19 protein-coding genes are annotated in these 24,945 nt (G+C 34.1%); 12 read left to right on the top strand and 7 right to left on the bottom strand.

Annotated elements, in window-relative coordinates:
• The first annotated feature begins 37 nt into the window (after nt 1–37).
• From C8C83_RS09755 to C8C83_RS09715, 9 genes are all read left to right on the top strand, one after another.
• The gene (locus tag C8C83_RS09755) at nt 38–853 is read left to right on the top strand and encodes an SDR family NAD(P)-dependent oxidoreductase (RefSeq protein WP_121328221.1); all 816 of its coding nucleotides are present in this window, start codon (nt 38–40) and stop codon (nt 851–853) included.
• A 306-nt stretch (nt 854–1,159) separates the two neighbouring features.
• Complete coding sequence (locus C8C83_RS09750; RefSeq protein ID WP_121328219.1) at nt 1,160–3,055, top strand: DUF2207 domain-containing protein; 1,896 nt, start codon at nt 1,160–1,162, stop codon at nt 3,053–3,055.
• A 41-nt stretch (nt 3,056–3,096) separates the two neighbouring features.
• Nucleotides 3,097–3,570, top strand: coding sequence for a methylated-DNA--[protein]-cysteine S-methyltransferase (locus C8C83_RS09745; RefSeq protein WP_121328217.1), 474 nt, complete (start codon nt 3,097–3,099; stop codon nt 3,568–3,570).
• Between the two features lie 206 nt (nt 3,571–3,776).
• Entirely contained in the window at nt 3,777–4,490 is a 714-nt protein-coding gene (locus C8C83_RS09740) for a 3'-5' exonuclease (RefSeq protein WP_099710011.1), read from the top strand.
• A gap of 89 nt (nt 4,491–4,579) precedes the next feature.
• Nucleotides 4,580–5,653: a winged helix DNA-binding domain-containing protein gene (locus C8C83_RS09735; RefSeq protein WP_121328215.1), complete on the top strand. Its 1,074-nt coding sequence runs from the start codon at nt 4,580–4,582 to the stop codon at nt 5,651–5,653.
• 534 nt (nt 5,654–6,187) lie between these two features.
• Nucleotides 6,188–7,627, top strand: a complete 1,440-nt coding sequence (locus tag C8C83_RS09730; protein ID WP_121328211.1) for a nucleoside recognition domain-containing protein — start codon at nt 6,188–6,190, stop codon at nt 7,625–7,627.
• Nucleotides 7,628–7,890: 263 nt separating this feature from the next.
• Entirely contained in the window at nt 7,891–8,322 is a 432-nt protein-coding gene (gene tnpA, locus C8C83_RS09725; RefSeq protein WP_347812783.1) for an IS200/IS605 family transposase, read from the top strand.
• Nucleotides 8,323–8,570: 248 nt separating this feature from the next.
• Nucleotides 8,571–9,305 carry a hypothetical protein gene (locus C8C83_RS09720; RefSeq protein ID WP_121328209.1) on the top strand — a complete coding sequence of 245 codons (735 nt, stop codon included), beginning with the start codon at nt 8,571–8,573 and terminating at the stop codon, nt 9,303–9,305.
• 69 nt (nt 9,306–9,374) lie between these two features.
• On the top strand, nt 9,375–10,979 hold the full coding sequence (locus tag C8C83_RS09715) for a fumarate hydratase (RefSeq protein WP_121328207.1): 1,605 nt from the start codon (nt 9,375–9,377) through the stop codon (nt 10,977–10,979).
• 459 nt (nt 10,980–11,438) lie between these two features.
• Here C8C83_RS09715 and C8C83_RS09710 read toward each other — a convergent pair whose 3' ends face one another.
• Nucleotides 11,439–11,936, bottom strand: coding sequence for a PAS domain-containing protein (locus C8C83_RS09710; protein WP_121328205.1), 498 nt, complete (start codon nt 11,934–11,936; stop codon nt 11,439–11,441).
• 98 nt (nt 11,937–12,034) lie between these two features.
• On the bottom strand, nt 12,035–13,117 hold the full coding sequence (gene dinB / locus C8C83_RS09705) for a DNA polymerase IV (protein ID WP_121328203.1): 1,083 nt from the start codon (nt 13,115–13,117) through the stop codon (nt 12,035–12,037).
• 140 nt (nt 13,118–13,257) lie between these two features.
• Between dinB and C8C83_RS09700 the strand changes: the two genes are divergently transcribed.
• Nucleotides 13,258–13,992 carry a metallophosphoesterase family protein gene (locus tag C8C83_RS09700; protein WP_121328201.1) on the top strand — a complete coding sequence of 245 codons (735 nt, stop codon included), beginning with the start codon at nt 13,258–13,260 and terminating at the stop codon, nt 13,990–13,992.
• A 53-nt stretch (nt 13,993–14,045) separates the two neighbouring features.
• Nucleotides 14,046–14,573 (top strand): DUF6646 family protein, encoded by a 528-nt coding sequence (locus C8C83_RS09695; protein ID WP_121328199.1) that lies wholly within the window; start codon nt 14,046–14,048, stop codon nt 14,571–14,573.
• A gap of 269 nt (nt 14,574–14,842) precedes the next feature.
• On the opposite strand, the gene C8C83_RS09690 is transcribed toward C8C83_RS09695, so the two are convergent.
• Nucleotides 14,843–15,730, bottom strand: a complete 888-nt coding sequence (locus C8C83_RS09690; RefSeq protein WP_121328197.1) for an S-adenosyl-l-methionine hydroxide adenosyltransferase family protein — start codon at nt 15,728–15,730, stop codon at nt 14,843–14,845.
• Between the two features lie 214 nt (nt 15,731–15,944).
• Between C8C83_RS09690 and C8C83_RS09685 the strand changes: the two genes are divergently transcribed.
• Nucleotides 15,945–18,599, top strand: coding sequence for a TonB-dependent receptor (locus C8C83_RS09685; protein WP_121328195.1), 2,655 nt, complete (start codon nt 15,945–15,947; stop codon nt 18,597–18,599).
• A gap of 376 nt (nt 18,600–18,975) precedes the next feature.
• Here C8C83_RS09685 and C8C83_RS09680 read toward each other — a convergent pair whose 3' ends face one another.
• The 4 genes from C8C83_RS09680 to C8C83_RS09665 form a co-directional block, all read right to left on the bottom strand.
• Nucleotides 18,976–21,759: a M4 family metallopeptidase gene (locus C8C83_RS09680; protein ID WP_121328193.1), complete on the bottom strand. Its 2,784-nt coding sequence runs from the start codon at nt 21,757–21,759 to the stop codon at nt 18,976–18,978.
• A gap of 369 nt (nt 21,760–22,128) precedes the next feature.
• Nucleotides 22,129–22,785, bottom strand: a complete 657-nt coding sequence (locus C8C83_RS09675; protein WP_121328191.1) for a CoA transferase subunit B — start codon at nt 22,783–22,785, stop codon at nt 22,129–22,131.
• Between the two features lie 117 nt (nt 22,786–22,902).
• A complete protein-coding gene (gene bla / locus C8C83_RS09670; protein WP_121328189.1) occupies nt 22,903–23,781 on the bottom strand; it encodes a class A beta-lactamase, subclass A2 in 879 nt (292 codons plus the stop codon).
• Between the two features lie 366 nt (nt 23,782–24,147).
• On the bottom strand, nt 24,148–24,849 hold the full coding sequence (locus C8C83_RS09665) for a CoA transferase subunit A (protein WP_121328187.1): 702 nt from the start codon (nt 24,847–24,849) through the stop codon (nt 24,148–24,150).
• Nucleotides 24,850–24,945: the final 96 nt, after the last annotated feature.

Below are 24,945 nucleotides of genomic sequence, written 5' to 3'. Positions count from 1 at the left end.
GAACCTCAGTTCCTAAGAACCTTACAATCTTAAAATAATGACACAAATAAGCATATTAGGTTGCGGATGGCTTGGTCTGCCTTTAGCAAAAACACTAATCGCAAAAGGAAATTCAGTAAATGGATCAACAACTTCTGAGAATAAACTTGTTGTTTTAGACGGTGAAGGAATAAATCCGTTTTTGGTCGCGCTTGAAAACGAAAGTATTTCTGAAAGTATCATTTCGTTTTTAGCCGAAAGCGAAATCCTAATTATTGATATTCCGCCTAAATTGAGAGGAAATAATAATGACTCTCCTCGAAAGGTTTTTGTAGAAAAAATAGAAAATCTAATTCCGTTTATAGAAAAATCAACTGCAAAAAAAGTACTTTTTGTAAGTTCAACTGCGGTTTATGGCAATGACAACGGAATTATAACAGAAGAAACCATCGCAAATCCAGAAACCGAAAGCGGTAAACAATTGCTTTTGGCGGAAGCTGTTTTACAAAAAAATCAGAATTTCGAAACCACAATTTTACGCTTCGGCGGATTAATTGGCGAAGATCGTCATCCTGTAAAACATCTTGCAGGAAAGGAAAATCTTGAAAATCCAGACGCACCAATCAATTTAATTCATCAAAATGATTGCATCAGAATCATTGCCGAAATAATCAGCCAATCAAAATGGAATGAAGTTTTTAATGCCGTTGCACCTTTTCATCCAACTCGTTCAGAATACTACACAAAAAAAGCAATTGAGCATAATTTAATTTCACCCAAATTCAGCGTTGAAAAATCGAATATCAAAAAGACTATTTCAAGTGAGAAAATAGAAAACCTATTAAACTATAAATTTAAACTGGAGGATTATTGAACCATATTAAGTTATATAAGTTCATTTTAGTTGGATTGGTAAAACATTGGAATTAAAAATAATGCTGTGTGTGTTTTTACCGCAAAGTGCGCTAAGATTCTTATCTAATAGTATGCTTAAAAAACACAAAGTTCGCAAAGCTAGATCAATATAAAGCTTTGCGAACTTTGTATTTTCTATGCGTAAAGAAAAATTAAACCTTAGCGTACTTTGCGGTAAAAAAACACCCAGTTTTATATTTCCTTATATAACTTACATCGTTTAAAAACAAAATTCTTATTTTCACTTCGCAAAATAATTCTTTTCATGGTAAGACATTTCAGGTTTATATTCACTTTCAGCATTTTATTACTTTCATTATCGCAATGTTTTAGCCAAACAGATTCTACGGTAACAGAAGAACATGAACGTATTGAAAGAATAAAACAATTTCACTCTGATATTCTAGTAAAGGAAAATGGAAACATTGTTGTTACCGAAACCATTACCGTTTATGCCGCAGAACAAGAAATAGATCACGGTATTTTTCGTGAACTTCCCATGAAAAATTATTCACCTAAGGCGCGTAAAAATAATTTTTATACCATTTTGAATGTTACCAAAGACTGGATCAAAGAACCTTATCACACAGATATCGATAGTGAGAATTTCACGATTTATGTTGGCGATAAACATATTTCTTTAAGTGAAGGAACTTATACTTATAAAATAACTTACGAAGTCGAAGCGCAAATATTGCCATACGACAATTTCGACGAGGTTTATTGGAATGTTACCGGAAACTATTGGCAATTTGAAATCGAAAATGTTTCGGCAAAAGTAATTTTACCTAACGGAGCATCAGTAATTCAAACGCATTGTTATACCGGAGTTTTAGGATCAAAAGAAAGTGATTGCAATTCAAAAATCGGTGGAAATTCGGTTTATTTTACCTCCAAAAATTTAAAACAAAAAGAAGGTTTTACTGTCGCAGTTGGATTTCCAAAAGGAATTGTTCATCAACCGTTCTTTTCGCCACATTATAAATTGGAGGAATTTCTCTCAGCAAGTAAATTATTTTTAGCCTTTCTGCCCGTTTCACTTTGTTTCCTATTTTTCTATTTTTCATGGAAAATCTATGGCAAAGATCCCTTACCTTCCTATGAAAGCAATGAATCTATAGATTTAAAAGGACATTTTTCAGCAACTTCACTTCGATACTTAAAAGAAAGATATTCTAATTCTCAAACACTTTTGGTTACGATAATTAGTCTTTCGATTAAAGGCGCAATCGAAATTACCGGAAACGGTTTGCAAACCTCGAAAGACGGATTCGAATATTATCTGGTAAAAGGGACAAAAACAACCAATTTATCTCAGGAAGAAAATGCCGTTTTAGAGACTTTATTCAAAGAAAGCAACACTTTTGCAATCAATTCTGAGTCATACATTGTTTTTGGCGAGGCAGAAAAAGCGCTTGAAAAATCACTTAAAAGTCAGTACAACTTAAAAGATTATTTTTCTTTCAATCTAAAACAAATTTTTATTGGCGTGCTACTTACAATTGCAACAATTGCCGGATATAGCTACTTAACGGTAGGCACAGCATTGCTATTTGTGATTTTTGGTTTTTCTATGATGATACTTACCGTGCTATTAATCACTATAGCCATCAAGTCAATTAGAAGTAAACAAGCTGCATTAGCTTTTCCTTGCATTATTATTTCCATTTTTACTGGCGTTTTTACCTATGCTTCTTTTTTTGCCGTTAACATCGATAAAAACTATTCGGCTCTAAATGCATTCGTTATATTTTTACTCCTTACCGGCTTTGCAATATATCTGAGCTTGATTGGTTCTTATACTAAACTGGGACTTGCAACAAAAAACCAAACTGAGAGATTAAAACAGCAATTATTAAATTATGTTTTAGATCAAAACTCAAATATAATAAGAACATACGAAGAAAATTTACCCTACGCATTTGCATTGGAAATCGAAGAAGAATGGAATTTAAAATTTGAAAAAGCCTTAAAAAATCTAAATTACACCAGTAACTGGATCAAAACCAGCGATGGTTCTGTTGGATTTTCCAATCAAATTGTAGTTCATTTTTATAATACTTATAATTCCTCTTCAGCCTCAAGTTCTTCCAGCAGCGGAAGTTCAGGTGGTGGAAGCTCCGGTGGCGGAGGTGGAGGCGGCGGTGGCGGTGGCTGGTAGAATTCACACTGCAATTAGAACAATTAAATACACTATTTAAGATGAATCATACAGTTCATATTCAGACTCCTATAGGAATTGCGCGAATTATTGGAGACGAAAATGGCGTTTCGGAGATTTCTGTTTTAGATGAAGGAGAAATTTCTACAGAGATTCCCAATGAATTAAAAGATGCTGTTCTTCAACTTCAGGAATACTTTGATAAAAAAAGACTTGATTTCGATTTCAAACTAAACCCAAAAGGAACTGATTTTCAGCAAAAAGTATGGAAATCACTTTTGGAAATTCCATATGGAAAAACGATAAGTTACATGGATCAGACTAAAAAACTGGGCGATGTAAAAGCGATTCGCGCCGTAGCATCTGCAAATGGTAAAAATCCGTTATGGATTGTCGTGCCTTGTCATCGCGTTATTGGAACAAATGGTTCTTTAACCGGTTATGCTGGAGGTTTGTCACGTAAAAAATGGTTACTCGAACATGAAAACCCAACTACACAACAAAGTTTATTCTAAAAAAGTTAGCCACGAATTTCACGAATTAACACTAATTTCTAGTTTATTAGTTTGCTAGCTAATTTTAATTTGTGATAATTCGTGAAATTCGTGGCAAAAAATCATTGTTTTTAAATCATAAGTTATTTCTTATTTTAAAATCAATTTTGTGTACATTTATCTACACAAAGAATTAGTGAACATTAGCGAAATTCGTGGCAAAAAACATGATAGAAAAAATAAACCTCAACAACATATTATTTCTCGATATAGAAACCGTTCCGGAAGAAGAGAACTTCAATTCGCTTGACGCCGAAATGCAATCTTTATGGGATCATAAAACGCAATATCAAAGAAAAGATGATTTTACTCCTGAAGAATTTTATGATCGCGCCGGAATCTGGGCCGAGTTTGGGAAGATTATCTGTATTTCGGTTGGATATTTCACGATTAAAGGTGATGTCAGAAATTTTAGAGTGACATCGTTTTTTGGCGATGAAAAGAAGATATTAAAGGACTTCAATAATCTGCTAAACAATCATTTTAATCAGCCACAACATCTTTTATGCGGACATAATGCAAAGGAATTTGATATTCCGTTTATTGCCCGAAGAATGATCATCAACCAAATTGCGATTCCTGACAAACTGAATCTATTCGGCAAGAAACCTTGGGAAATTGCTCACTTAGACACTTTAGAATTATGGAAATTTGGCGACTATAAACATTTCACCTCTTTAAAACTATTGACTAAGATTCTAGGCGTTCCATCGCCAAAAGGCGATATTGACGGAAGTCAGGTTGGACATGTGTATTACGTAGAAAAAGACATCGACCGAATTATAACGTATTGCGAAAAAGATACGATTGCCGTAGCGCAAGTTTTCCTTCGCTTACGCCGAGAAGAATTATTAATTGATGATGAAATTATTCATGTATAGTTTTTTTTAAGGTGCAAAGAGGCAAAGGTTCATAGGTGCAAAGTTTATTAAATGAACTTATATAACTTATCTGGTTTAATTTTTTAGAAATGACACATTCGGAAATATCACATTATCGCCTTGCTTCGCAAAAGCTTTATAAAACGACTACATGTTCGCCGCAGGAAATTGTAAAGCATTTAGGCGCAATGCAGGCACAGGATTATGCGATGGCAAAATGGGCGATTGGTTCTCGTTGTGATTCTTCTGAAAAAGCGATTGAAGAAGCCATAAATTCAGCTGAAATAATTCGAACTCATATTCTAAGACCAACCTGGCATTTTGTTGCGTCTCATGATATTTATTGGATGTTGGATCTTTCGGCGCCACAAGTCAAACGATTTACAACTTCTGCTGCCAAAAAATATGGTTATGATGACAAAAAACTAGATCAGGTTAATTCCCAAATCGAAAAAATGTTAAGTGGAAATAATTATTTGACACGCGACGAGATCATGCAGGAACTTAATATCAAAAAAACTTCTAACGAAGATTTTTTAAGTGCCGCTATTATGATGAATGCTGAATTGGATGGTTTGGTTTGTAATGGAAAAATGAAAGGCAAGCAAATCACTTATTCTCTACTTGAAGAAAGAGTTGTTAAGCCAAAAAACAAACTTACAAAAGAAGAGGCTTTGGCAAAATTAGCGCTTCGATATTTCACAAGTCATGGTCCCGCAACGTTACTTGACTTTTCGTGGTGGTCTGGTTTTCCGCCAACTACCTGCAAACCGACCATTAATGCAATAGAGTTGCAATTGAATTCTATTGAGATTGATGACCAAACATATTGGTTTGGAAATGATATTTCTGTGGAATCTAACTTCCGCGAAAGCGTTCATTTTCTTCCTGCTTTTGATGAGATTTTGATTTCGTATAAAACTCGTGAAGCGTCTATTTTATCAGAACATCAATCTAAAGCTTTTACGAATAATGGAATCTTTAAACCAATTATTCTCGAAAACGGAAAAGTCATTGGAACCTGGAAAAGAACCCTTAAAAAAGATCACGCCAAAATAGAAACGCAATTTTTTCATGAAATCGAAAGTCATAAAAAAACAATTCTGTTTGAAGAACTTAAAGCTTTTGAAAACTATCTGGGAACAAAAATTGTGATCGAATGAGATTTTTAATAATTTTAAAAAATCAAAAGCTATTAAATGCATAAAAAAATTATTTCTTTTACTTTTTCATTACTCGGATTTGTTTCGTTATTTCTTCCATATAATAAAGTTGTTATTACTGCTTGTGGAGAAAACTTCAGGTCGAGAGACTATTATTACGATAGCCTCATAAGATTCATTCCTGATTTTTTCAGTACATTACCTCGTTTAAACAATTTAATCGAAACTTTACTTATTCTCCTAGTATGTTTTTCACTCATTTTTTCTTCAATTCTATTTTTATTGAATAAAATTACCACCTCTATTCTTCTTGTTATTGTAACATTGCTAATAATGTCTATCTCTTTTTACAATTTACATGATGATTTAGGCTTTGGATATTATGTAATCATTTTTCAACAAATAGCTCTTTTGTTTTATATCATCTATGCAAAAAACAAATTCAAAATAAATTAATTTTGTCTTAAATCACGAAATTGACTTTTGTAATTGTCATTGCAATTGATTTATTACATTTACAAAAAAATTAACATTATGGTATTAAGTAGATTTTGGTTAACTATTTTTATTTCGTCGATTATCTTTATTATAATCAGCTTATTCACAGCCAACACTTATACTATTGATTATGTTTTGAATGGAAAAAAGGATGATCCTATTCTTGTTTCTGAAAAATATGCGGAGCAACTTCCTGCTTTCATCAAAGACAGTATCAAAAAAGCGCCGGATCAAACGATGATTATCAATCGTGATACGCTTAATGCCGACACGACTTATGTTTATAAAAACAAAACCGTAAAAATTTACAGCGGCGTTCAAAAATCAGATGGTTTATTGCCAACTTGCAAAACTACTTTGCTTGATTTGATTCTGCCACTTATCGCCTATCTTGCTTTTTTCTGCGGATTAATGGAACTTTTAATCATTTCTGGAGTATCCGGAAAATTAGCCAAAGCCTTAAGTCCGGTTTTTGTGAAGGTATTTCCAAGTATTCCAAAAAACCATCCTTCGATATCGTATATGACGTTAAACTTTGCCGCTAATTTCTTGGGATTAGATTCTGCTGCAACGCCATTCGGTCTTAAAGCAATGGAAAGTTTACAAGAAATAAACCCCGATAAAGACAAAGCCAGCGACGCACAAATTATGTTTATGTGTTTACACGCTTCTGGTTTGACTTTGATCGCAACTTCCATTATTGGTTATCGCGCTGCCGCAAACGCAAGTAATCCTGCAGATGTTATGCTGCCTTGCATCATTACTTCGTTTATTGGTACAATTGCCGCCTTTTTAATTGTTGGAATAAAACAAAAAATCAATTTCAAAAGCGCTTCTCTTGTTATCGCCTTAATGGTATTAATCGCCGCCATTGTTGGTTTGTTGATGTATGTGAACCATTTAGACTTAATAGGAAAAAATTATTTCACCGCTAATCTTTCAGGATTAATATTAATCGGGATAATTGTTGCGACTTTGATATTTTCGTTCCTACATGAAAAGAAATTTACCGAAGCAAACACTACTGTTTTTGATGCTTTCGTAGTTGGAGCAAATAACGGAGTTAAAACGGGAGTTACTATTTTCCCATATGTTTTAGGAATGTTAGTTGCTATTTCATTATTCAGAAACAGCGGTTTATTTGAAATTATCAGTGATGGCATCGCCTTTATTTTCTCAAATATGGGTGTCAACAAACAAATAACCGATGCTTTACCGGTTGCGATGTTAAGACCTTTTAGTTCTGCAGGATCACGAGGATTTTTGATTGACTCCATGAATACTTTTGGTGCTGATTCCTTAACGGGAAGATTAAGCAGCATTTTTCAATGTAGTGCCGAAAGTACTTTTTATGTAATTGCTGTTTATTTTGGTTCTGTTAATATCAAAAATACCCGATATGCTTTAGGCACAATGCTTCTGGTTGATGTGATTTGCGTGATTACGGCGATTTTTGTTGCTAGCTGGTTTTTTTAAGAACCTCATCTGCTTTTATGTAAACCGGATTAAAATCCGGCCTTACAATATAAATCGAGCCGTTGGCTCTTTATTTTGAAATTTTGTAAATACTGAAAGAAACATAAATCATTCGAATGCAATTTATTAAAGTTCCGAAGGAACGAATCATATTGTAGGGCCGGATTTCAATCCGGTTTAAACGTAAGAATAAATTCAATATTATGTAAGAATATTTTGTATTATTGTAAAACGAAATAATCGTTTAAAATAATACATCTAAAATGTCAAATACATTTCATCAAGTTTATATTCAGATCGTTTTTGCAGTAAAATATAGAGAAGCAGTCATAACGAAGGAATGTAAACCTAAAATATTAAGTGTAATTGGAAATTTAATAAATGAAACAGGTTGTAAAACCATTATCGTAAATGGCACAGAAGATCATATTCATTGTCTTTTAGCTCTTAAACCTACAATTTCTATTTCGGATTTGATGAAAGTTGTAAAAGGAAAATCATCAAAATTTATAAATGATCATCAATTGACAAAACATAGATTTGAATGGCAGGTAGGTTATGGTGCTTTTTCATATAGCAAATCTCACATCGACAGGGTCTATAAATACATTGGTAATCAGGAAGAACATCACAAAAAACAAAATTTCAAAGATGAATATTCTTCTTTTTTAGACAAATATGAATGTCACATTTGATAAAAGATGTCTTTTTGAAAATTTAATGTAATTATATTTTAATCCTATTTTTATCTAAACCGGATTGAAATCCGGCCCTACAATATAGATCGAGCCGTTGGCTCTTTATTTCGAAATTTTGTAAATAATAAAAAACATACATTAGTAGAACGCAATGTGTTAAAGTTCCGGAGGAACGAACCATATTGTAAGGCCGGATTTCAATCCGGTTCGACATAGACAAACAATACAATAAATACCACACATTCATGAAACCACAATCCCTTTTTATTTTATTTATATTAATTGGTTGTCAAAAACCAAAATCTGAATCACAAATATCAAGTATAACAACTACAGAAACCAAAACAGAAGCAGCTATCACAAAAGAAGAAAAATTCTTAAAAACGGACACTCTTTTTATTTCTGAAGATGGAGAAACATCAAATAACAATTATGTACTTGCGCATCTTGTAGATCAAAAAGCAGATAAAGACAGTATTGTAACTGGAAAATATCAGCTTGATTTTTATTTGGATAAAAGTAAAACTGCTACTTCAAAGATTACGATTAAAGGAATTGAAAAAGGATCAGAATGGGGCGCTTCTTACGGATTGACTTCGGCTACAGCCAAAAATTCTCCACTTATTCATATCAGTTTTGGATATCCAGCTTGCGGATATACACAAAGTAACTATTTGTATTATTTAAAAAACAGCAATTTGCAACTTGTCTATGAATGGGATTCTATGACTGATAGCGGTTGGGGAACCTGGGTTGAGTTTGAAAATCCTTCGGCGAAAGCCAATCCTGAATCATTCTACTGCAAAACTGTTTCTTTTGAACCCGAAGATAATGACGAAAACATGGGAACAGTAACACATTCTGATTCGATTGTTTTTCGCTTAAGCGGAAATAGTTACAAAAAGCAGCTTCTTTCGGCAAAAGACAAAACTTATTTCGAGAAAAAAATGGCTTTTGATGCTTTTCACAATCAAAAATAAACGCACAAACAGCCCTTATTCAAATTCTTTCTTAGGTAAATAATTTCTAACTTTGTAAAAAACAAAGCAATGATTGATTTTATATACCAAGACCCTTATCCTATTTTAAAGGATGATACGCAATACCGCAAAATCACTTCTGATTTTGTAAAAGTAGAGCAGTTTGGAGAACGTGAAGTTTTAACCGTTGATCCAAAAGGACTAGAATTATTGGCTGAAGAAGCCTTAACAGATGTTTCGTTTATGTTGCGAACGACACATTTGCAAAAACTACGCAATATTCTTGATGATCCTGAAGCTACAGATAACGATCGTTTTGTAGCTTATAATTTGCTTCAAAATGCTTCGGTCGCTGCCGAAGGTCAATTACCAAGTTGCCAGGATACAGGAACGGCGATTGTAATGGCCAAAAAAGGCGAAAGCATCTTTACCGGTGTTGATGACGCTGAATGGTTGAGCAGAGGAATTTTCAACACGTATCAAAAACGTAATTTACGTTACTCACAGATTGTTCCGATTTCGATGTTTGAAGAAAAAAATTCAGGTTCGAATCTTCCCGCGCAAATTGATATTTATGCTAAAAAAGGAACTTCTTACGAGTTTTTATTTATGGCAAAAGGTGGTGGATCTGCTAATAAAACCTACTTATACCAACAAACTAAGTCTTTATTGAATGATAAATCTATGGATGCTTTCATTCGCACAAAAATCAAAGATTTAGGAACTTCGGCTTGTCCGCCTTACCATTTGGCTTTAGTAATTGGAGGAACTTCAGCGGAAGCAAATCTAAGTGCGGTAAAAAAAGCTTCGGCTGGATATTACGATCATTTACCAACTTCTGGAAATATGGCTGGTCAGGCTTTTCGTGATATCGAATGGGAACAACGCGTTCAGAAAATATGTCAGGAAAGTGCGATTGGTGCGCAATTTGGAGGAAAATATTTTACGCATGATGTTCGTGTAATTCGTTTGCCACGACATGCAGCTTCTTGTCCGGTTGGATTGGGAGTTTCGTGTTCTGCTGATAGAAATATCAAAGGAAAAATCACTAAAGACGGAATTTTCGTTGAGCAATTAGAAGTAAACCCAAAACAATTTTTACCGGAAACAGCTCCACATTTAGAAGCGCCTGTAGAAATTGATCTTGATATGCCAATGGCAGATATTTTGGCTAAATTGAGTCAATATCCAATTAAAACTCGTTTGAAACTTAACGGAACTGTGATTGTTGCCCGTGATATTGCTCACGCAAAAATTATGGAATTATTGGAAGCCGGAAAACCAATGCCGGAATATTTTAAAAATCACCCGGTTTATTACGCCGGACCTGCAAAAACTCCGGAAGGAATGGCTTCAGGAAGTTTTGGACCTACAACTGCAGGACGTATGGACGTTTATGTGGATGAATTCCAGAAACATGGCGGAAGTATGATTATGCTTGCAAAAGGAAACCGTACCAAACAAGTTACAGATGCCTGTCATAAATATGGCGGATTCTACTTGGGTTCTATTGGTGGTCCTGCTGCAATCTTAGCACAAGACAATATCTTAAAAGTAGAAGTTGTTGATTTTGAAGAACTAGGAATGGAAGCTGTTAGAAAAATTACTGTTAAAGATTTCCCTGCTTTTATCATTACTGATGATAAAGGAAATGATTTCTTTGAGAATTTGTAATTCTAAGGTTCTGAGGTACTAAGTTACTGAGGTTCTAAGTTTTTCTTTTGAGGGACAAAGGTTCAAAGTTTGATTCTCTTTTTATAAAATAAAAACCGCCTATTTGGGCGGTTTTATTGTTTATATACTTTTTAAACTCTCATGGCTATCAAATTATTTTCAACTGAGGTTATTTAACCGCAAAGTTCGCTAAGATTTTTTTCAAGTATGGTTTTATAAAAACACAAAGTTCGCAAAGCTTTGTGTTGATCAAGCTTTGCGAACTTTGTGTTCTCTATGCGTAAAGTAAAATTAAGTCTTAGCGAACTTTGCGGTTAAACCTTATGACCAAGATTTTTTTAAAGTATGGTTTTATAAAACCGCAAAGTTCGCAAAGCTTTGTATTGATCTAGCTTTGCGAACTTTGTGTTTTCTATTTTTAAAGTAAAATTAAATCTTACCGTACTTTGCGGTTAAACCTTAAGCACTAAGATTTTTTTCGAAAGCTATAAAGTGCGTTAATTTTCCTTTTATATTAAAAACCGGCGAAGCATTAATCTTGCATTTATAAACTCTACCATCTTTTCTGTAGTTTTGAATTGTTTTTTCAAATGGGATTTGCAATTTAATGGCTTCTTTCATTTCTTCTAAAGTAGCTTTACACGTTGTTGGTCCCTGAAACATCTTTGGTGTTTTACCAAGTACTTCCTCTTCTTTATAACCCGTCATTTTTTTTAATCCATTTGAGGCAAAAACAATTTTGAGATCTACATCCGTAACCAACACAACTTCGTCCTGAATTCGATCTTTAATATCAAGATTAACGTCATTCCACGCGAATTGATCCGAAATCTTTTTCATTTTCTTCAAATCAGTCAAAACAGCTTTCAGTTCTCTCAAATATTCACAATGAAATTCCCATGCCATAATTGGCAGTGAATGTCGACTTGAAGCTTCTTCAAATTTATTAGTTTTCATTATAAATGATTCTTATTAATTTAACCTTTCTCTCAAAGATAGAAAGAAAATTCGTCATAAAAGAATAAAAAACGCGATTTAACGAAAGGTTAATTTAATCAAAAGGCAAACTTAAGCTGCACGACAACCGCCTTTTTTTCTTCGGTATTTAGATTACTTAATGAAATTCCGAGCAATCGAACCGAATCTCTCATGCGTTCCTGATACAATAATTCTTCTACTGTTTCTATAATCAGACTTTTATCCGAGATAAAATAAGCCAGGGTTTTACTTCTTGTTTGTTGCGTAAAATCACTGTATTTAATTTTTAGTGTTACTGTTTTTCCAGAAATACCGTGCTTCTTTAATCTTCTTTCTAATGAAACAGCAATTTTATCGAGTTGCTCCAACATAAAAATTTCCGAAGATAAATTCACATCAAAAGTATGTTCTGCTGCGACAGATTTGGTAATTCGGTTTGATTTTACTTCGCTATTATGAATTCCACGAACCACTTTATAATAAAAAGAACCTGATTTCCCGAAATACTTCTCCAAAAACTCCAACGATTTACTTTTTAAATCTGTTCCCGTAAAAATTCCTAACTGGTACATTTTTTCGGTTGTTACTTTTCCAACGCCATAAAACTTCCGAATTGGTAATTCTTCCAAAAAAGCTTCGACTTCATCCGGATTTACTGTTTTTTGTCCATTTGGTTTATTGACATCACTAGCAATTTTAGCTACAAATTTATTTACCGAAATTCCCGCGGAAGCTGATAATCCGACTTCATTCAAAATTCTCATTCTAATTTCCTGCGCAAGCAAACTCGCACTTGGATTTCCTTTTTTATTCTGAGTTACATCAAGATATGCCTCGTCAAGCGAAAGTGGCTCAACTAAATCTGTATATTCGTAAAAAATCTTATGAATTTTATTCGAAATCTCTTTGTATCGATCAAATCTTGGGCGAACAAAGATAATTTCGGGACAATATTTTTTGGCCAAAACTCCACTTATCGCGCTTCGAACACCAAATTTCCGAGCTTCATAACTTGCCGCCGAAACTACTCCTCTATTTTCTGAACCACCAACAGCAACAGGTTTTCCGCGTAAAGCAGGATTATCCATCTGCTCTACCGAAGCATAAAAAGCATCCATGTCAATATGGATAATTTTTCGATATGTTGGTGCATCTGACATTATGCAAATTTAAACAGTAAAGCATTAATAAGAATGCTGTTAATAGTTATAAATAATATCAATTTTTAAAGATTCTCAACTTAATGATCTTAAACAAATCATTTTCTTTATTTTTGTACTACTACACGAAATAAAATAAAATGCGAACATTTGTTATAGGCGACATACACGGCGGATTATTAGCGCTTGAACAAGTGATAAAAAGAGCCGAAATTACAACTGAAGATACTCTCATATTTTTAGGCGATTATGTTGATGGATGGAGCCAATCGCCACAAGTAATTGATTATCTGATTGATTTAAAAAGCAAACAAAATTGCATTTGCATTAAAGGAAATCATGATGATTTGTTGTTATCCTGGTTTAGAAACGAAACTGAAGAAATTGACGAAACTTCGTGGTACAAACACGGCGGTGAAGCAACGGTTAAGGCTTACCAAAAAGTCAGCGCCGAAACAATCAAAATTCATATCGCATTTTTAGAATCACTGGAAGATTACTATCTAGACGAAGAAAACCGCTTGTATGTACACGCAGGTTTTACAAACGTCAACGGAATAACCTACGAATATTTCCCTAAATTATTCTTTTGGGACAGAACCTTATGGGAAACGGCACTTTCATTAGATCCAAATCTAAAAGAAGGCGATTTGTTTTACCCAAAACGTTTTACTTTATACAAAGAAATCTTTATTGGACATACGCCTGTAACAAGAATTGGCGAAACGGTTCCCGTTCAAAAAGCGAATGTCTGGAATGTAGATACCGGCGCAGCTTTTAAAGGTCCACTTACAATGATGAATGTTGAAACCAAAGAGTTCTATCAAAGCGATCCGTTAAATGAATTGTATTCTGACGAAAAAGGTAGGAATTAATCTATAAAAAACTATTTTTGCACTTTAAAAAAAATAATTAATATTTAAGTTTTATGAAAAAGATCATCACACTTTTGTTTTTAGCATCATTTGGAATTACACAAGCACAACAAGCTTTTAAAGGAAAAGGAGATATTAAAGTTAACGTAGGAGCTAATCTTCAAGATGGTGGTTCAGGAATTCAAGGATCAGTTGATTTTGGTTTAGGAGAAAATTTCTCTTTTGGTTTTGTTGCTAATTATTTATTAGGCGTTGATAATTTTAATGGTTTTTACCACAATAACCCAACTCCATATTATGACCAAAAACCAGACTTTAGTGATCGTTTTGATGCTAAAGCAAGAATTAATGCAAATTTAAGCAGCGTTATTGGTGTTGAACAACTGGATGTTTATCCTGGTTTAAGCTTAGGATTACACAATTTTGGCGGACATGTTGGTGGTCGTTATTTCTTTACAGAAGGTTTTGGTGTTTTCACAGAAATTGGATTCCCAATCGCAAAATATGGCAGTAACAATGATGTATTCGATCATTTAAATAATCAAACTACTTTTAGTTTAGGAGCTTCTTTTAATTTATAAGAGTTCTTAACCGCAAAGCGCGCGAAGTTTTACGCGAAGTTCGCAATGTATTTCTCGCAAAGTCGCAGATACGCAAAGTTTATATAAAACAAAAACCGCTCAAATGAGCGGTTTTTTTGTTCTAATGAATTCAAATGTCATCCTGAGCGAAGTCGAAGGTTTGCCAATTGTAACGGGCTTCGACTTCGCTCAGCCTGACAAAACAAAAAACCGCTCAAATGAGCGGTTTTTTGTTTTATGGGATATTCTTAAATATTATAATAGCTGTATTATTTGCTTAGCAAAATACTCCAATCTGCTCCGCTGTAGATTTTGTATTTTTCTGAGAAACTTCCTTGATTTACGGCTAATGAAAAATTCAGAAGACTGTTGAAATAACAAACATCAGTACCAACCGGAACTTCTCCAAAAGTGTGTACCAATTTTAATTTTCCGTCATAAACTTTTTTAGTTCCTTTGAAAATCTGGATTTTAACTATATCTCCAGCTTTCACGTCTAAATTAGCAAAAGTCTTTTTATCAATATTTGTCCAAACGTTTCCGTATTGAATGTCCAAAATTGGAATTCCGCCTTTGATAATTCCTTTTTCGAAAACTGGTTTTTGATATTCGATTTTCACTACTTCGTTTGGCAATTTTGGTCCAACTTCTTCAAACGTAATTGTTTTTGATGCTAAACGCGCTCCGGTAAAAGCGTAAACATCGCGACCGTGAAACGTATAAGATTCATTTGAATTCTGACGACGGTTTTTTACTTCATCGATTTCACGAATTTCCTGAATTCCTAATTGTTCAGCGATTAAAGTTAAAGTTCCGTTATCCGGAGTTACAAAATAATGTCCTGATTTGGTCAATAGAACAACTGAATGTCTCGAAGTACCAACTCCAGGATCACAAACTGAAACAAAAACAGTTCCTGCAGGATAATATTGTGCCGTTTGAGACAAACGATATGCGGCTTCCCAAATATTAAATGCCGGAATTTCGTGAGTTACATCAAATATTTTCAAATCGGTTGAAACTCCCATCGCAACCCCTTTCATAGCAGATACTGCCCCATCTTTCAAACCAAAATCTGATTGAAAAACCAATACGTTATTTTGCGAAAAAACATTAAATGTAATAGCGCACAAAAAAAGTAACAATCTTAATTTCATTTTTTCTCTTTTTAAATTTTCAGCAAAGATATTTCATTAAACCTAAAAATTGACACGTTGATATCACAAATAATGATATTTTATAAATCGATTTTAATTATTTACAATTACATTTGCATTTTATTCATAAGTCTATATAAATACTAGACAATTACTTTGCATTTCTTCTGTTTGAAGAAAAATTATTACATCATATTCAAAACCAAATTCACCAATGAGAAAAAAATTACAAATTGTGCTAACCGCAATTCTCACTTTATCGAGTACTTTGTTTTTTGCACAGAATCACGAGATAAAAGGGACTATTACAAATGAAAATGGAAATCCGTTGGAATTTGCAACTGTTCTTATCAAAGGAACTCAAACCAATACTACAAGTGATGCTTTAGGAAAATTTACAATTAACGCTTCGGCTAATAATCCAACATTAATTGTATCGCTATTTGGCTATCAAACGAAAGAATTGGTGGCAAAAGACCATTTTGTAGATGTACAATTAGCTTTGGAAAACAATAGTCTTGACGAAATTGTAGTTGTAGGAAGTAGAAATCCTAAGAAGAGCAAACTTGAAACGGCAGTTCCTGTTGATGTTGTAAACTTGGCTAAAATCAGAAACATAACGCCACAAACTACGACAAACGATATTTTGACGTATATGATTCCGTCTTTTAATTCAAACCGTCAATCTTCGGCAGATGGAACCGAACATATTGATCCGGCTTCCTTGAGAGGTTTAGGTCCTGATCAGGTTTTGGTTTTGGTTAATGGAAAAAGAAGACATACTACCTCATTGGTAAACTACCAAAATACGGTTGGAAACGGGTCTGTTGGTACAGATTTAAGTGCTATTCCGGCTTCGTCCATAAAACGTATTGAAGTTTTGCGTGATGGTGCAGCAGCTCAATATGGTTCTGATGCAATTGCTGGTGTAATCAATTTGGTTTTAAAAGATAACGCGGGTCTTGAAGTAAATGCAACTTATGGTTCAACATCTCGAGATGATGGTCAGACTACAAATGTGAACTTAAACTACGGAGCAAAAATTGGAAATAAAGGAGGTTTTATCAACTTAACCGGTGAATTTAATAACCGCGAAAAAACGAATCGCTCTCAAAACAACAACCTGATTATCTTCGATCAATCGGCGCAAGGCAATTTCTTTGCTTATGATTTTGCTGATAATCCCGCTCAATCTCGTCAAATTGATGATGATTTATTAGCTCAAAATGGATTGAAACGTGATGATTTCAATTTTCAGATTGGAGATGCAAAAATCCAAAATATTCAGGGATTCTTTAATACTTCAATTCCGTTAAACGATCAAATCGAATTTTATGCAAATGGTGGCGTAAGTCATAGAGAAGGAACAGGTTTTGGTTTTAGACGTTTACCAAGTGAAACGGAGAATGTTGTCGCTTCTATTTTCCCTTTCGGATTTCAACCGGAATTAAATTCTGTTGTAACGGATCTTTCTTCTTCTGTTGGTTTTAAATTTAAATTTGGAGAATGGAAACTGGACTTGAGTAATACTATTGGTGAAAACAAGTTTATTTACGATGTATCGAACACAAACAACGTTTCCTTAGGTGATAATAGTCCAACAGATTTTAAGGCCGGAAATCACTCGTTTTTACAAAACACGGTCAATGCTGATATTTCTCGATTGTATAAAGATGTTTTTCATGGTTTGAATGTTGCTTTTGGAGGTGAATATCGTTTTGAAAAATACAAAATTGTTCCGGGCGAAGAGAATTCATATATTAATGGCGGAGCACAATCGTTCCCCGGATTTTCTCCTTTGAATGCTGTAAACGAAAACAGAAACAGCGTTGGCGTTTATGCTGATGTTGAAGCTGATGTTACGGAAAAATTATTAATTGGAGTTGCGGGTCGTTACGAAGATTTCACTGATTTTGGAAATACGATTAACGGAAAATTATCTGCGAGATACAAAATCTTAGACAATCTATTTGTTCGTGGTGCCATTAGTACAGGTTTTAGAGCGCCTTCGTTACACCAACAATTCTTCAATAATATCGCAACAGATGTTGTTGACGGACAACTTCTAAATTCGGGTATTTTTAGAAATGATAGTCAGGTTGCTAAAGAACTGGGAATTCCGAAATTAAAAGAAGAAACTTCAAGAAACTATAGCTTTGGAATTGTTTTTTCTCCAACCAAAAAATTACACATTACGGCTGATTATTATCACATTAGAATTGACAACAGAATTATCCTTACGGGAAATTTAGGAAACGATGCTTACGGAGAACCTGTTCCGGCGCTTCGTGATTTATTTGCTCAATATGGCGCTCAAACGGGTCGTTTCTTTACGAATGCGATCAACACCACTACAAACGGAGTCGATATGGTTATTGATTATGACCTAAATGTTGGTCCCGGAAAAATGAATCTTTCGCTATTATACAACTACAATGCTAACAAAGTTGATGATCAGTTGAATAATATTCCGCCTTTGTTTATTGGTCAAGAAGATGTGTATTATGGTCCGCAGGAAAGAAGTTTAATCGAAACGAATACGCCAAAACATAAAGGTACTTTCGCAATCAATTATAGTCTAACAAAATGGAACTTTTTATTGAGAAATACTTATTTTGGAGAAGTAATTCGTGACGGTTTCCCTTTTGGAGGAATCCAGAAACATAACGGAAAAGTGGTTACTGATTTAACTGTTGCTTACAAAATAACTCCAAAAATTCAGATTGCTTTGGGTGCAAATAACTTGTTTGACATTTTCCCGGACAAACAAATTTACGAAAACAGTTACTACGGAGTATTTAAATATGCGCCGGTTCAAATGGGAACTACTGGAGCTTACTACTTTGGACGTATGAGTTTTACACTTTAACATTTAAAGTTTTAATTTTATATTTAACCGAAAAGATAGCTAAGGTTTCTTGTAACTTTTTTAGTCGCGCAAAGTCGCAGCAGAGACGCAAAGTTTTTATATATGAAGAAACCGCTCATTTGGGCGGTTTTTGTTTGTTTTAAAATCATAAACCCAAGAAAAAATCCGTGTAAATCTGCGTTTTCGCAAAGCGAATCTGTGTCATCCGCGTTCCTTTCAACGATTTACTTTGCAGAGATTCTTCCTTACGTCAAGATGACATAAAATGAGAAAAAACTTTGCGACTTTGCGTCTTTGCGAGATTATAACTTCACAAATCTTCATAAAAAAGCCTCGCAAATTGCGAGGCTTTTCATTTTTACTAATTTCAATTTAATTATTTCTTAACGAATTTCTTAACGATTTTTTTGTCGTCTTTATTCAATTCGATAATATAAATTCCAGTGCTCAAGTTGCTTACATCAACAAGATTTCCAGAAAGTAGACCAGTTTTTAATTGCTGACCTAATGTGTTTATGATTCTAAAAGAATAACCTTCACTGTTTGCAAATGAAACGTTCAGTTCACCTCCAACCGGATTCGGATATAAAGCAAAACTTGAAGTTTCAACTGTTTCAACTAATCCTGCAGTAACATCTTCACTTACAATTCCACCTGAAGCAGTTATGTTTATAGTATAATCTTCTACTTGACCATAAGAGAAAGATTCACAAGAAGTTGGAATTGCATTGTATTTCATTGAAACTCTAAGTCTTGTTGTTCCCAAAGTTGCCGTTGCAGGAATTGTAATTGATCCTGTTGCTGTTGAAGCTGTTGACGCTGCTTTTGTGAAAACAGTTTCTCCTGAATCTGAAAAATCACCATCTTGATTGTAGTCAATGAAAACAGCATATCCTTCGCTGTAAACAGATGAAGTCCATGTTGGCGTAATTGTTATTGTGTACGCAGTTCCTTGCGCTGCATTTGTAGAAGTAGCAGTAAAATCTTCATATCCAGTTGTTGCTGTAGAAGTTTTATTGATAGTTCCAAAAACAACTTTTGAGATTCTCTCGTCTGTAGCGCTATTTCCTTTTGATGTACAATAAGCTACTGAAGCTGCTGTAGTCGTAACATTCACAGCATTACTCGCTGCCGAAACATTTCCTGCGGCATCTTTGGCTTTCACCGTAAAAGTATAAGCTGTCAAAGCTGTTAATCCAGTTACAGTATAACTTGTTGTTGTAGAAGAACCTTTTAGAGTTGCTCCTTGATAGATATCATATCCGGTAACGGCTACATTATCTGTAGAAGCTGTCCAGGTTAAATTAGTACTTGATCCTGTTGTTCCCGCAGCAGCAAGAGCTGTTGGAGCACTTGGAGCAACTGTATCTGTAGATCCTGAATATGCAGCACCAACTCCTACAGCATAAAACGCGTTTGTAGTTGCAATAACTTCTGCAGAACCAGCTCCGTATAAATCAATAGCCGATTGAATTCCTGAAGTTCTAGCGTTTGCATAAGTAGAATTTGAAGTTAAATAAACACTTTCTAAACGGAAAGCAATTTTTGCTGCTTTGTCAATTGTGATTCCGGTTACGTTGTAAGCGTTTCCAATATCATTTGTTCCTGTTTTACCTACAGACAAAATATAAAACCAGTGATTTAATACTCCTGAATTGGTATGAACACCACATTGGTCATTATTATTTGTTGGCGTACAATTTACATTTACCCAATAAGTTCCGCCATAAGTATCTGGCTGTCCTTCAGAATTTGGATCGCTCATCGAACGTAAAGCAAGATGCCCACTTCTTCTTTCGATATCTTCTCCTACTAACCAAGTCGATTTTGTTGGTGCAGCACGATATTCGATACAAGCTCCCCAAATATCAGAGAATGCTTCGTTCATCGCTCCGGATTCTTTTTGATATGCCAAATTTGCTGTATAAGTACAAACCGCATGACCTATTTCGTGTCCTGCAACATCAAGCGCTGTTAAGATATCAAATCCTCCGGTTCCGCTTCCGTCACCGTAAGTCATAACACTTCCGTTCCAAAATGCGTTATTATTATCCGGATATCCCGCAGCAACTAAATTATAATGCACATAACTTTTGATTTTTGCTCCGGCATTATCATAACTGTTTCTTCCGTGTACGGCTGACCAATAATCATAAGTCATTTCAGCTCCCCAATGTGCATCAAGCGCGCCATTGTCTTTGTTTGTATTATTATACTCGGCTGCTGTCCAGTTATTATCTGCATCCGTAAAGTTGGTTGTTGGATAAGTTGCGGTCTTCGCCGAATTGTAAGTCTGAACTCCATTTCCACGAGTACCATCAGATAAAATATACGAAGATCCGCTTAAAGTTGTCTGAATAGTTTGAGTTCCGCTATAACGTGTTGCAGCATTTGCGGCAACAATCGCTAATTTTGAAGTTGCGTTTTTGCTTTGTTCTTTGGCTGCAGCCGACATGAATCTTCCATGACTATTTTCGCCTAAATGTTTTATTGTTGCATTATAAAACAAAGCTTCTCCAGTTTGAGCATCGATGTAAAGATCTCCACGACTCAATGGTTTTGTAGCATAAATATCAAACTTGTAGGCCAAACGAACTTTATCGCTTTTTCTTTCCTTGCCTTGGTCATCCATTGATGGAAGCAAAACAAGTTCGCCTTTTGGTTTTTTATAATCCATTGCAGCAGCATCTGCAGGAGTTTCCCATAAATACTGTTTTGCTCCTGTGTAAGCAATTGCTTTATCAAAAGCTGCCTGACTTGATAATTTAGGCGTTGTTTTGACATTTTCGAGCTTATAAAACTCTCCGTTCATCGAAACTACTTTTCCCTCTTTGGAGTGAATCGTATAATTAGCAAATTCTACTTTTACTCCTTGTTCATACAATTGAAACTTTTCATGCGTAAAACCTTCTTTGTCTGATTCTTTTTTAACCTTAGAAAAAGACTGATTTTCTTTTAATCCTAGTTGTTCTTTAAAAACAGTATTATAATCTGCTTCCTTGTAACTGGATTTTTCACTAAATGTGATTAAACTTGGTTGTCCGTTTTCAGAGACACTTTTCTGACTTACTCTTTTGTCGGTATTCTGTGCAAATCCTGATAGCGAAAATGTAAGAATAACAACTGTCCCGGCCATAATTTTGGGTAATTTTCTTTCCATAATAAATTTGGTATTTTAGTTTGGTTAAATGGATTACAAACAAAATATTTAATGTAAGTAAATACTTTATTTCGAGATAAAAGTATTTTATTTATGTTAGATAATCGATGAAATTTGCCTTTAATCGATAAAATGCAACATTTTTTACCTAAAATTCACATTTATTTAACAAACTATGAAGATTTCTCAAAAACAAAGGGCTAAAATTAATTATTCTATTGATTTATAATATATTAAACGATTAAAAACAGCGGAGATCCCAATTTTACTGGAAAAAGGCAGTTCGTGGATTCTTAAATTATTCGTACAAAAAAAGGCCAGCCTTTTTAAAAGCCAGCCTTCATACGCCATTATTATAAAAGTAAGAATTTATCGGATATCCATTTCCGGAATATTGCCTTCAATTATTAATTCAGCTTCTGTAGATGCAATAATATGTTCCACAGAAATACCAGGTGCTCGTTCTAAGAGTTTAAACCCTTTTTCGGTCACTTCCAGAACAGCAAGTTCTGTTACTACCTTTTTTACACAACCTACACCAGTTAATGGCAAAGTGCATTTTTTTAGTATTTTAGATTCTCCCGCTTTGTTTACATGCATCATTGCAACGATAATATTTTCGGCGGAAGCTACTAAATCCATAGCTCCTCCCATTCCTTTCACCATTTTTCCCGGAATCTTCCAATTGGCAATATCGCCATTTTCTGAAACTTCCATTGCTCCCAGAATCGTCAAATCTACTTTTTGACTGCGAATCATTCCAAAACTAAAAGCAGAATCAAAGAAACTCGCTCCCGGCAATGTCGTAATGGTTTGTTTTCCTGCGTTAATGATATCAGCGTCTTCTTCTCCGGCAAAAGGAAATGGTCCCATTCCCAGAACACCATTTTCACTTTGAAATTCAACTGCAATATCTTCTCTCACATAATTGGCAACCAAAGTTGGAATCCCAATTCCAAGATTCACAAAATATCTGTCTTTTACTTCTTTTGCAATTCGTTTTGCAATATCTTCTTTTGTTAACATATCTTTTTAATGTGTTAATTTATTAATGTGCCAATTAGTCAATTTGATAATGAGATAATGCATTACTATGCGCAATCTATATCAATTATCTCATTATCAAATTGACTAATTATCTAATTACTTTTTAATGAAATAATCCCAAGTTGCTCTCGCTATATCTGAAATTATTTTTTCTGTATTTTCTTTACTTTCTGTTATGTTTTTCAAAAACACAGAAATAATAAAATGTTTTCCGTTTGGGAGTTTTACAATCCCAATGTCATTCATTGCAACTCTCAAATTAGCATCATTTGTTCCCGAAATTCCGGTTCTGTGTGCCAATTCTGTATTTTCAGGAAGTCCTGCTTTCAACCACGTAAGCCCTCTTGAGGTTTCTACCATTATTTGATACAAATACTTGGTAGTTTCTTCTTTTAGAATTTCTCCTTTATAAAAATTTTCCAATAATTCAGTTGCTGCCAACGGAGTTGTTGTGTTGATATAAAGATTTTTCCAATTTTTCATTTGTTCTTCGTTGACTTTAATAACGAAGTCTTTGATTCCTTGCTTATTGATAAATTTCTGCACCACTTTTGTACCGCCAACCAAATCAATAAGAATATCACAGCCATTATTATCGCTATGCGAAACAGTATATCTCAATATTTTATCTAAAGTTAACTTCACATTTCCATCCGGATAATCTTCTTTCATTGGACTCCAGGTATCTTCATGTAAATCTTTCTTTTTAATAAAAATTTCCTGCGTCAAAGAAAGCTTACCTTCATCCACCAAATTTAAAACCGTCAACGCAATATGAAATTTAAAAACACTCATCAAAGGAGCTTTCAAATTTCCGTTAATACTTAAAGTATCTTTATCTTCAATGCTTTTTATAGATATTCCGACGGTCGCATTTTTACTTGCAATAATTTGATTCAATTGTTGCCGAAGTTCATTTGTTGTTTGAGCAAACATCTGAAAAGACAGAAACAGAATTACAAAGAATTTCTTCATTTAATACGGCTTTTTAAGGTTCTTATTTAATTAGAAAATGTGTCAATTAGAAAATTAGATAATTCTTTGCTTTATGTAATTCATCGTAAACATCTAATTATCAAAATAAAATAAATTATTTTTATTGTAAAAAATGTTCAAATTACTCAATTTGAAATTATATAATATTTCACTTTATATAATAGACTCTAATAATTTGATTTACAATTATCTTTATAAAAAAAATATACTAACGCAACATAGTTGCTTTCGTCTTTAATAATCTATTTCACATAAGATTTCAATGATAAAATTGAACAATATTACAATACGCACAATCTAAGCAATTGACAAATTATCTAATTTACAAATTATCTCATTATCTAATTAACCCCTCTGTCTTACTGTTCTCTGCTCGATTCTCTTCTCAAACTTTTCTCCCTGAAAAATACGCTGTACCATAATTCCCGGAATATGAATTTGATTTGGATCTAATGTTCCTACGGGAACTAATTCTTCAACTTCGGCAATGGTTATTTTTCCTGCTCCAGCCATACACGCATTAAAGTTTCTTGCAGTGCCTTTAAAGATAAGATTTCCGGCTTCGTCACCTTTCCATGCTTTTACAATCGCGAATTCGGCTTTAAAAGCTTCTTCCATGATATGCATTTTTCCGTTGAATTCACGAACTTCTTTTCCTTCCGCAACTTCCGTTCCATAACCTGCAGGTGTAAAGAAAGCTGGAATTCCGGCTTGTGCAGCACGACAACGCTCCGCTAAGGTTCCTTGTGGAGTTAATTCAACCTCAAGTTCACCTGAAAGCATTTGACGCTCGAATTCGGCGTTTTCGCCAACATAAGACGAAATCATTTTTTTGACTTGTTTTTTCTGCAAAAGCAATCCTAAACCAAAATCATCAACTCCCGCATTATTCGAAATGCACGTTAAATCTGAAATCGAAGTATTTACTAATGCTGCAATAGTATTCTCAGGAATTCCGCATAAGCCAAAACCACCAAACATAATGGTCATTCCGCTTTCGATTCCTTGTATAGCGTCCTGAACGTTATTTACTTTTTTTGTAATCATAACAAACTGTCTTTATTACTGTATATTTTTGATAAAAATAAGATTTTTAGATTAAATTATAACGATTTCGTAATCTTTTTAATTAGCTTTATTTTA

Source organism: Flavobacterium sp. 90 (assembly GCF_004339525.1).
Taxonomy (GTDB): domain Bacteria; phylum Bacteroidota; class Bacteroidia; order Flavobacteriales; family Flavobacteriaceae; genus Flavobacterium.
This window is presented reverse-complemented; position numbering and strand designations above follow the sequence as displayed.

What these genes read in the sequence shown, in the direction of transcription:
- C8C83_RS09755 (WP_121328221.1), top strand. Translation starts at nt 38, where the DNA reads ATGACACAAATAAGCATATTAGGTTGCGGATGGCTTGGTCTGCCTTTA.
- C8C83_RS09750 (WP_121328219.1), top strand. Translation starts at nt 1,160, where the DNA reads ATGGTAAGACATTTCAGGTTTATATTCACTTTCAGCATTTTATTACTT.
- C8C83_RS09745 (WP_121328217.1), top strand. Translation starts at nt 3,097, where the DNA reads ATGAATCATACAGTTCATATTCAGACTCCTATAGGAATTGCGCGAATT.
- C8C83_RS09740 (WP_099710011.1), top strand. Translation starts at nt 3,777, where the DNA reads ATGATAGAAAAAATAAACCTCAACAACATATTATTTCTCGATATAGAA.
- C8C83_RS09735 (WP_121328215.1), top strand. Translation starts at nt 4,580, where the DNA reads ATGACACATTCGGAAATATCACATTATCGCCTTGCTTCGCAAAAGCTT.
- C8C83_RS09730 (WP_121328211.1), top strand. Translation starts at nt 6,188, where the DNA reads ATGGTATTAAGTAGATTTTGGTTAACTATTTTTATTTCGTCGATTATC.
- tnpA (WP_347812783.1), top strand. Translation starts at nt 7,891, where the DNA reads ATGTCAAATACATTTCATCAAGTTTATATTCAGATCGTTTTTGCAGTA.
- C8C83_RS09720 (WP_121328209.1), top strand. Translation starts at nt 8,571, where the DNA reads ATGAAACCACAATCCCTTTTTATTTTATTTATATTAATTGGTTGTCAA.
- C8C83_RS09715 (WP_121328207.1), top strand. Translation starts at nt 9,375, where the DNA reads ATGATTGATTTTATATACCAAGACCCTTATCCTATTTTAAAGGATGAT.
- C8C83_RS09710 (WP_121328205.1), bottom strand. Translation starts at nt 11,936, where the DNA reads ATGAAAACTAATAAATTTGAAGAAGCTTCAAGTCGACATTCACTGCCA.
- dinB (WP_121328203.1), bottom strand. Translation starts at nt 13,117, where the DNA reads ATGTCAGATGCACCAACATATCGAAAAATTATCCATATTGACATGGAT.
- C8C83_RS09700 (WP_121328201.1), top strand. Translation starts at nt 13,258, where the DNA reads ATGCGAACATTTGTTATAGGCGACATACACGGCGGATTATTAGCGCTT.
- C8C83_RS09695 (WP_121328199.1), top strand. Translation starts at nt 14,046, where the DNA reads ATGAAAAAGATCATCACACTTTTGTTTTTAGCATCATTTGGAATTACA.
- C8C83_RS09690 (WP_121328197.1), bottom strand. Translation starts at nt 15,730, where the DNA reads ATGAAATTAAGATTGTTACTTTTTTTGTGCGCTATTACATTTAATGTT.
- C8C83_RS09685 (WP_121328195.1), top strand. Translation starts at nt 15,945, where the DNA reads ATGAGAAAAAAATTACAAATTGTGCTAACCGCAATTCTCACTTTATCG.
- C8C83_RS09680 (WP_121328193.1), bottom strand. Translation starts at nt 21,759, where the DNA reads ATGGAAAGAAAATTACCCAAAATTATGGCCGGGACAGTTGTTATTCTT.
- C8C83_RS09675 (WP_121328191.1), bottom strand. Translation starts at nt 22,785, where the DNA reads ATGTTAACAAAAGAAGATATTGCAAAACGAATTGCAAAAGAAGTAAAA.
- bla (WP_121328189.1), bottom strand. Translation starts at nt 23,781, where the DNA reads ATGAAGAAATTCTTTGTAATTCTGTTTCTGTCTTTTCAGATGTTTGCT.
- C8C83_RS09665 (WP_121328187.1), bottom strand. Translation starts at nt 24,849, where the DNA reads ATGATTACAAAAAAAGTAAATAACGTTCAGGACGCTATACAAGGAATC.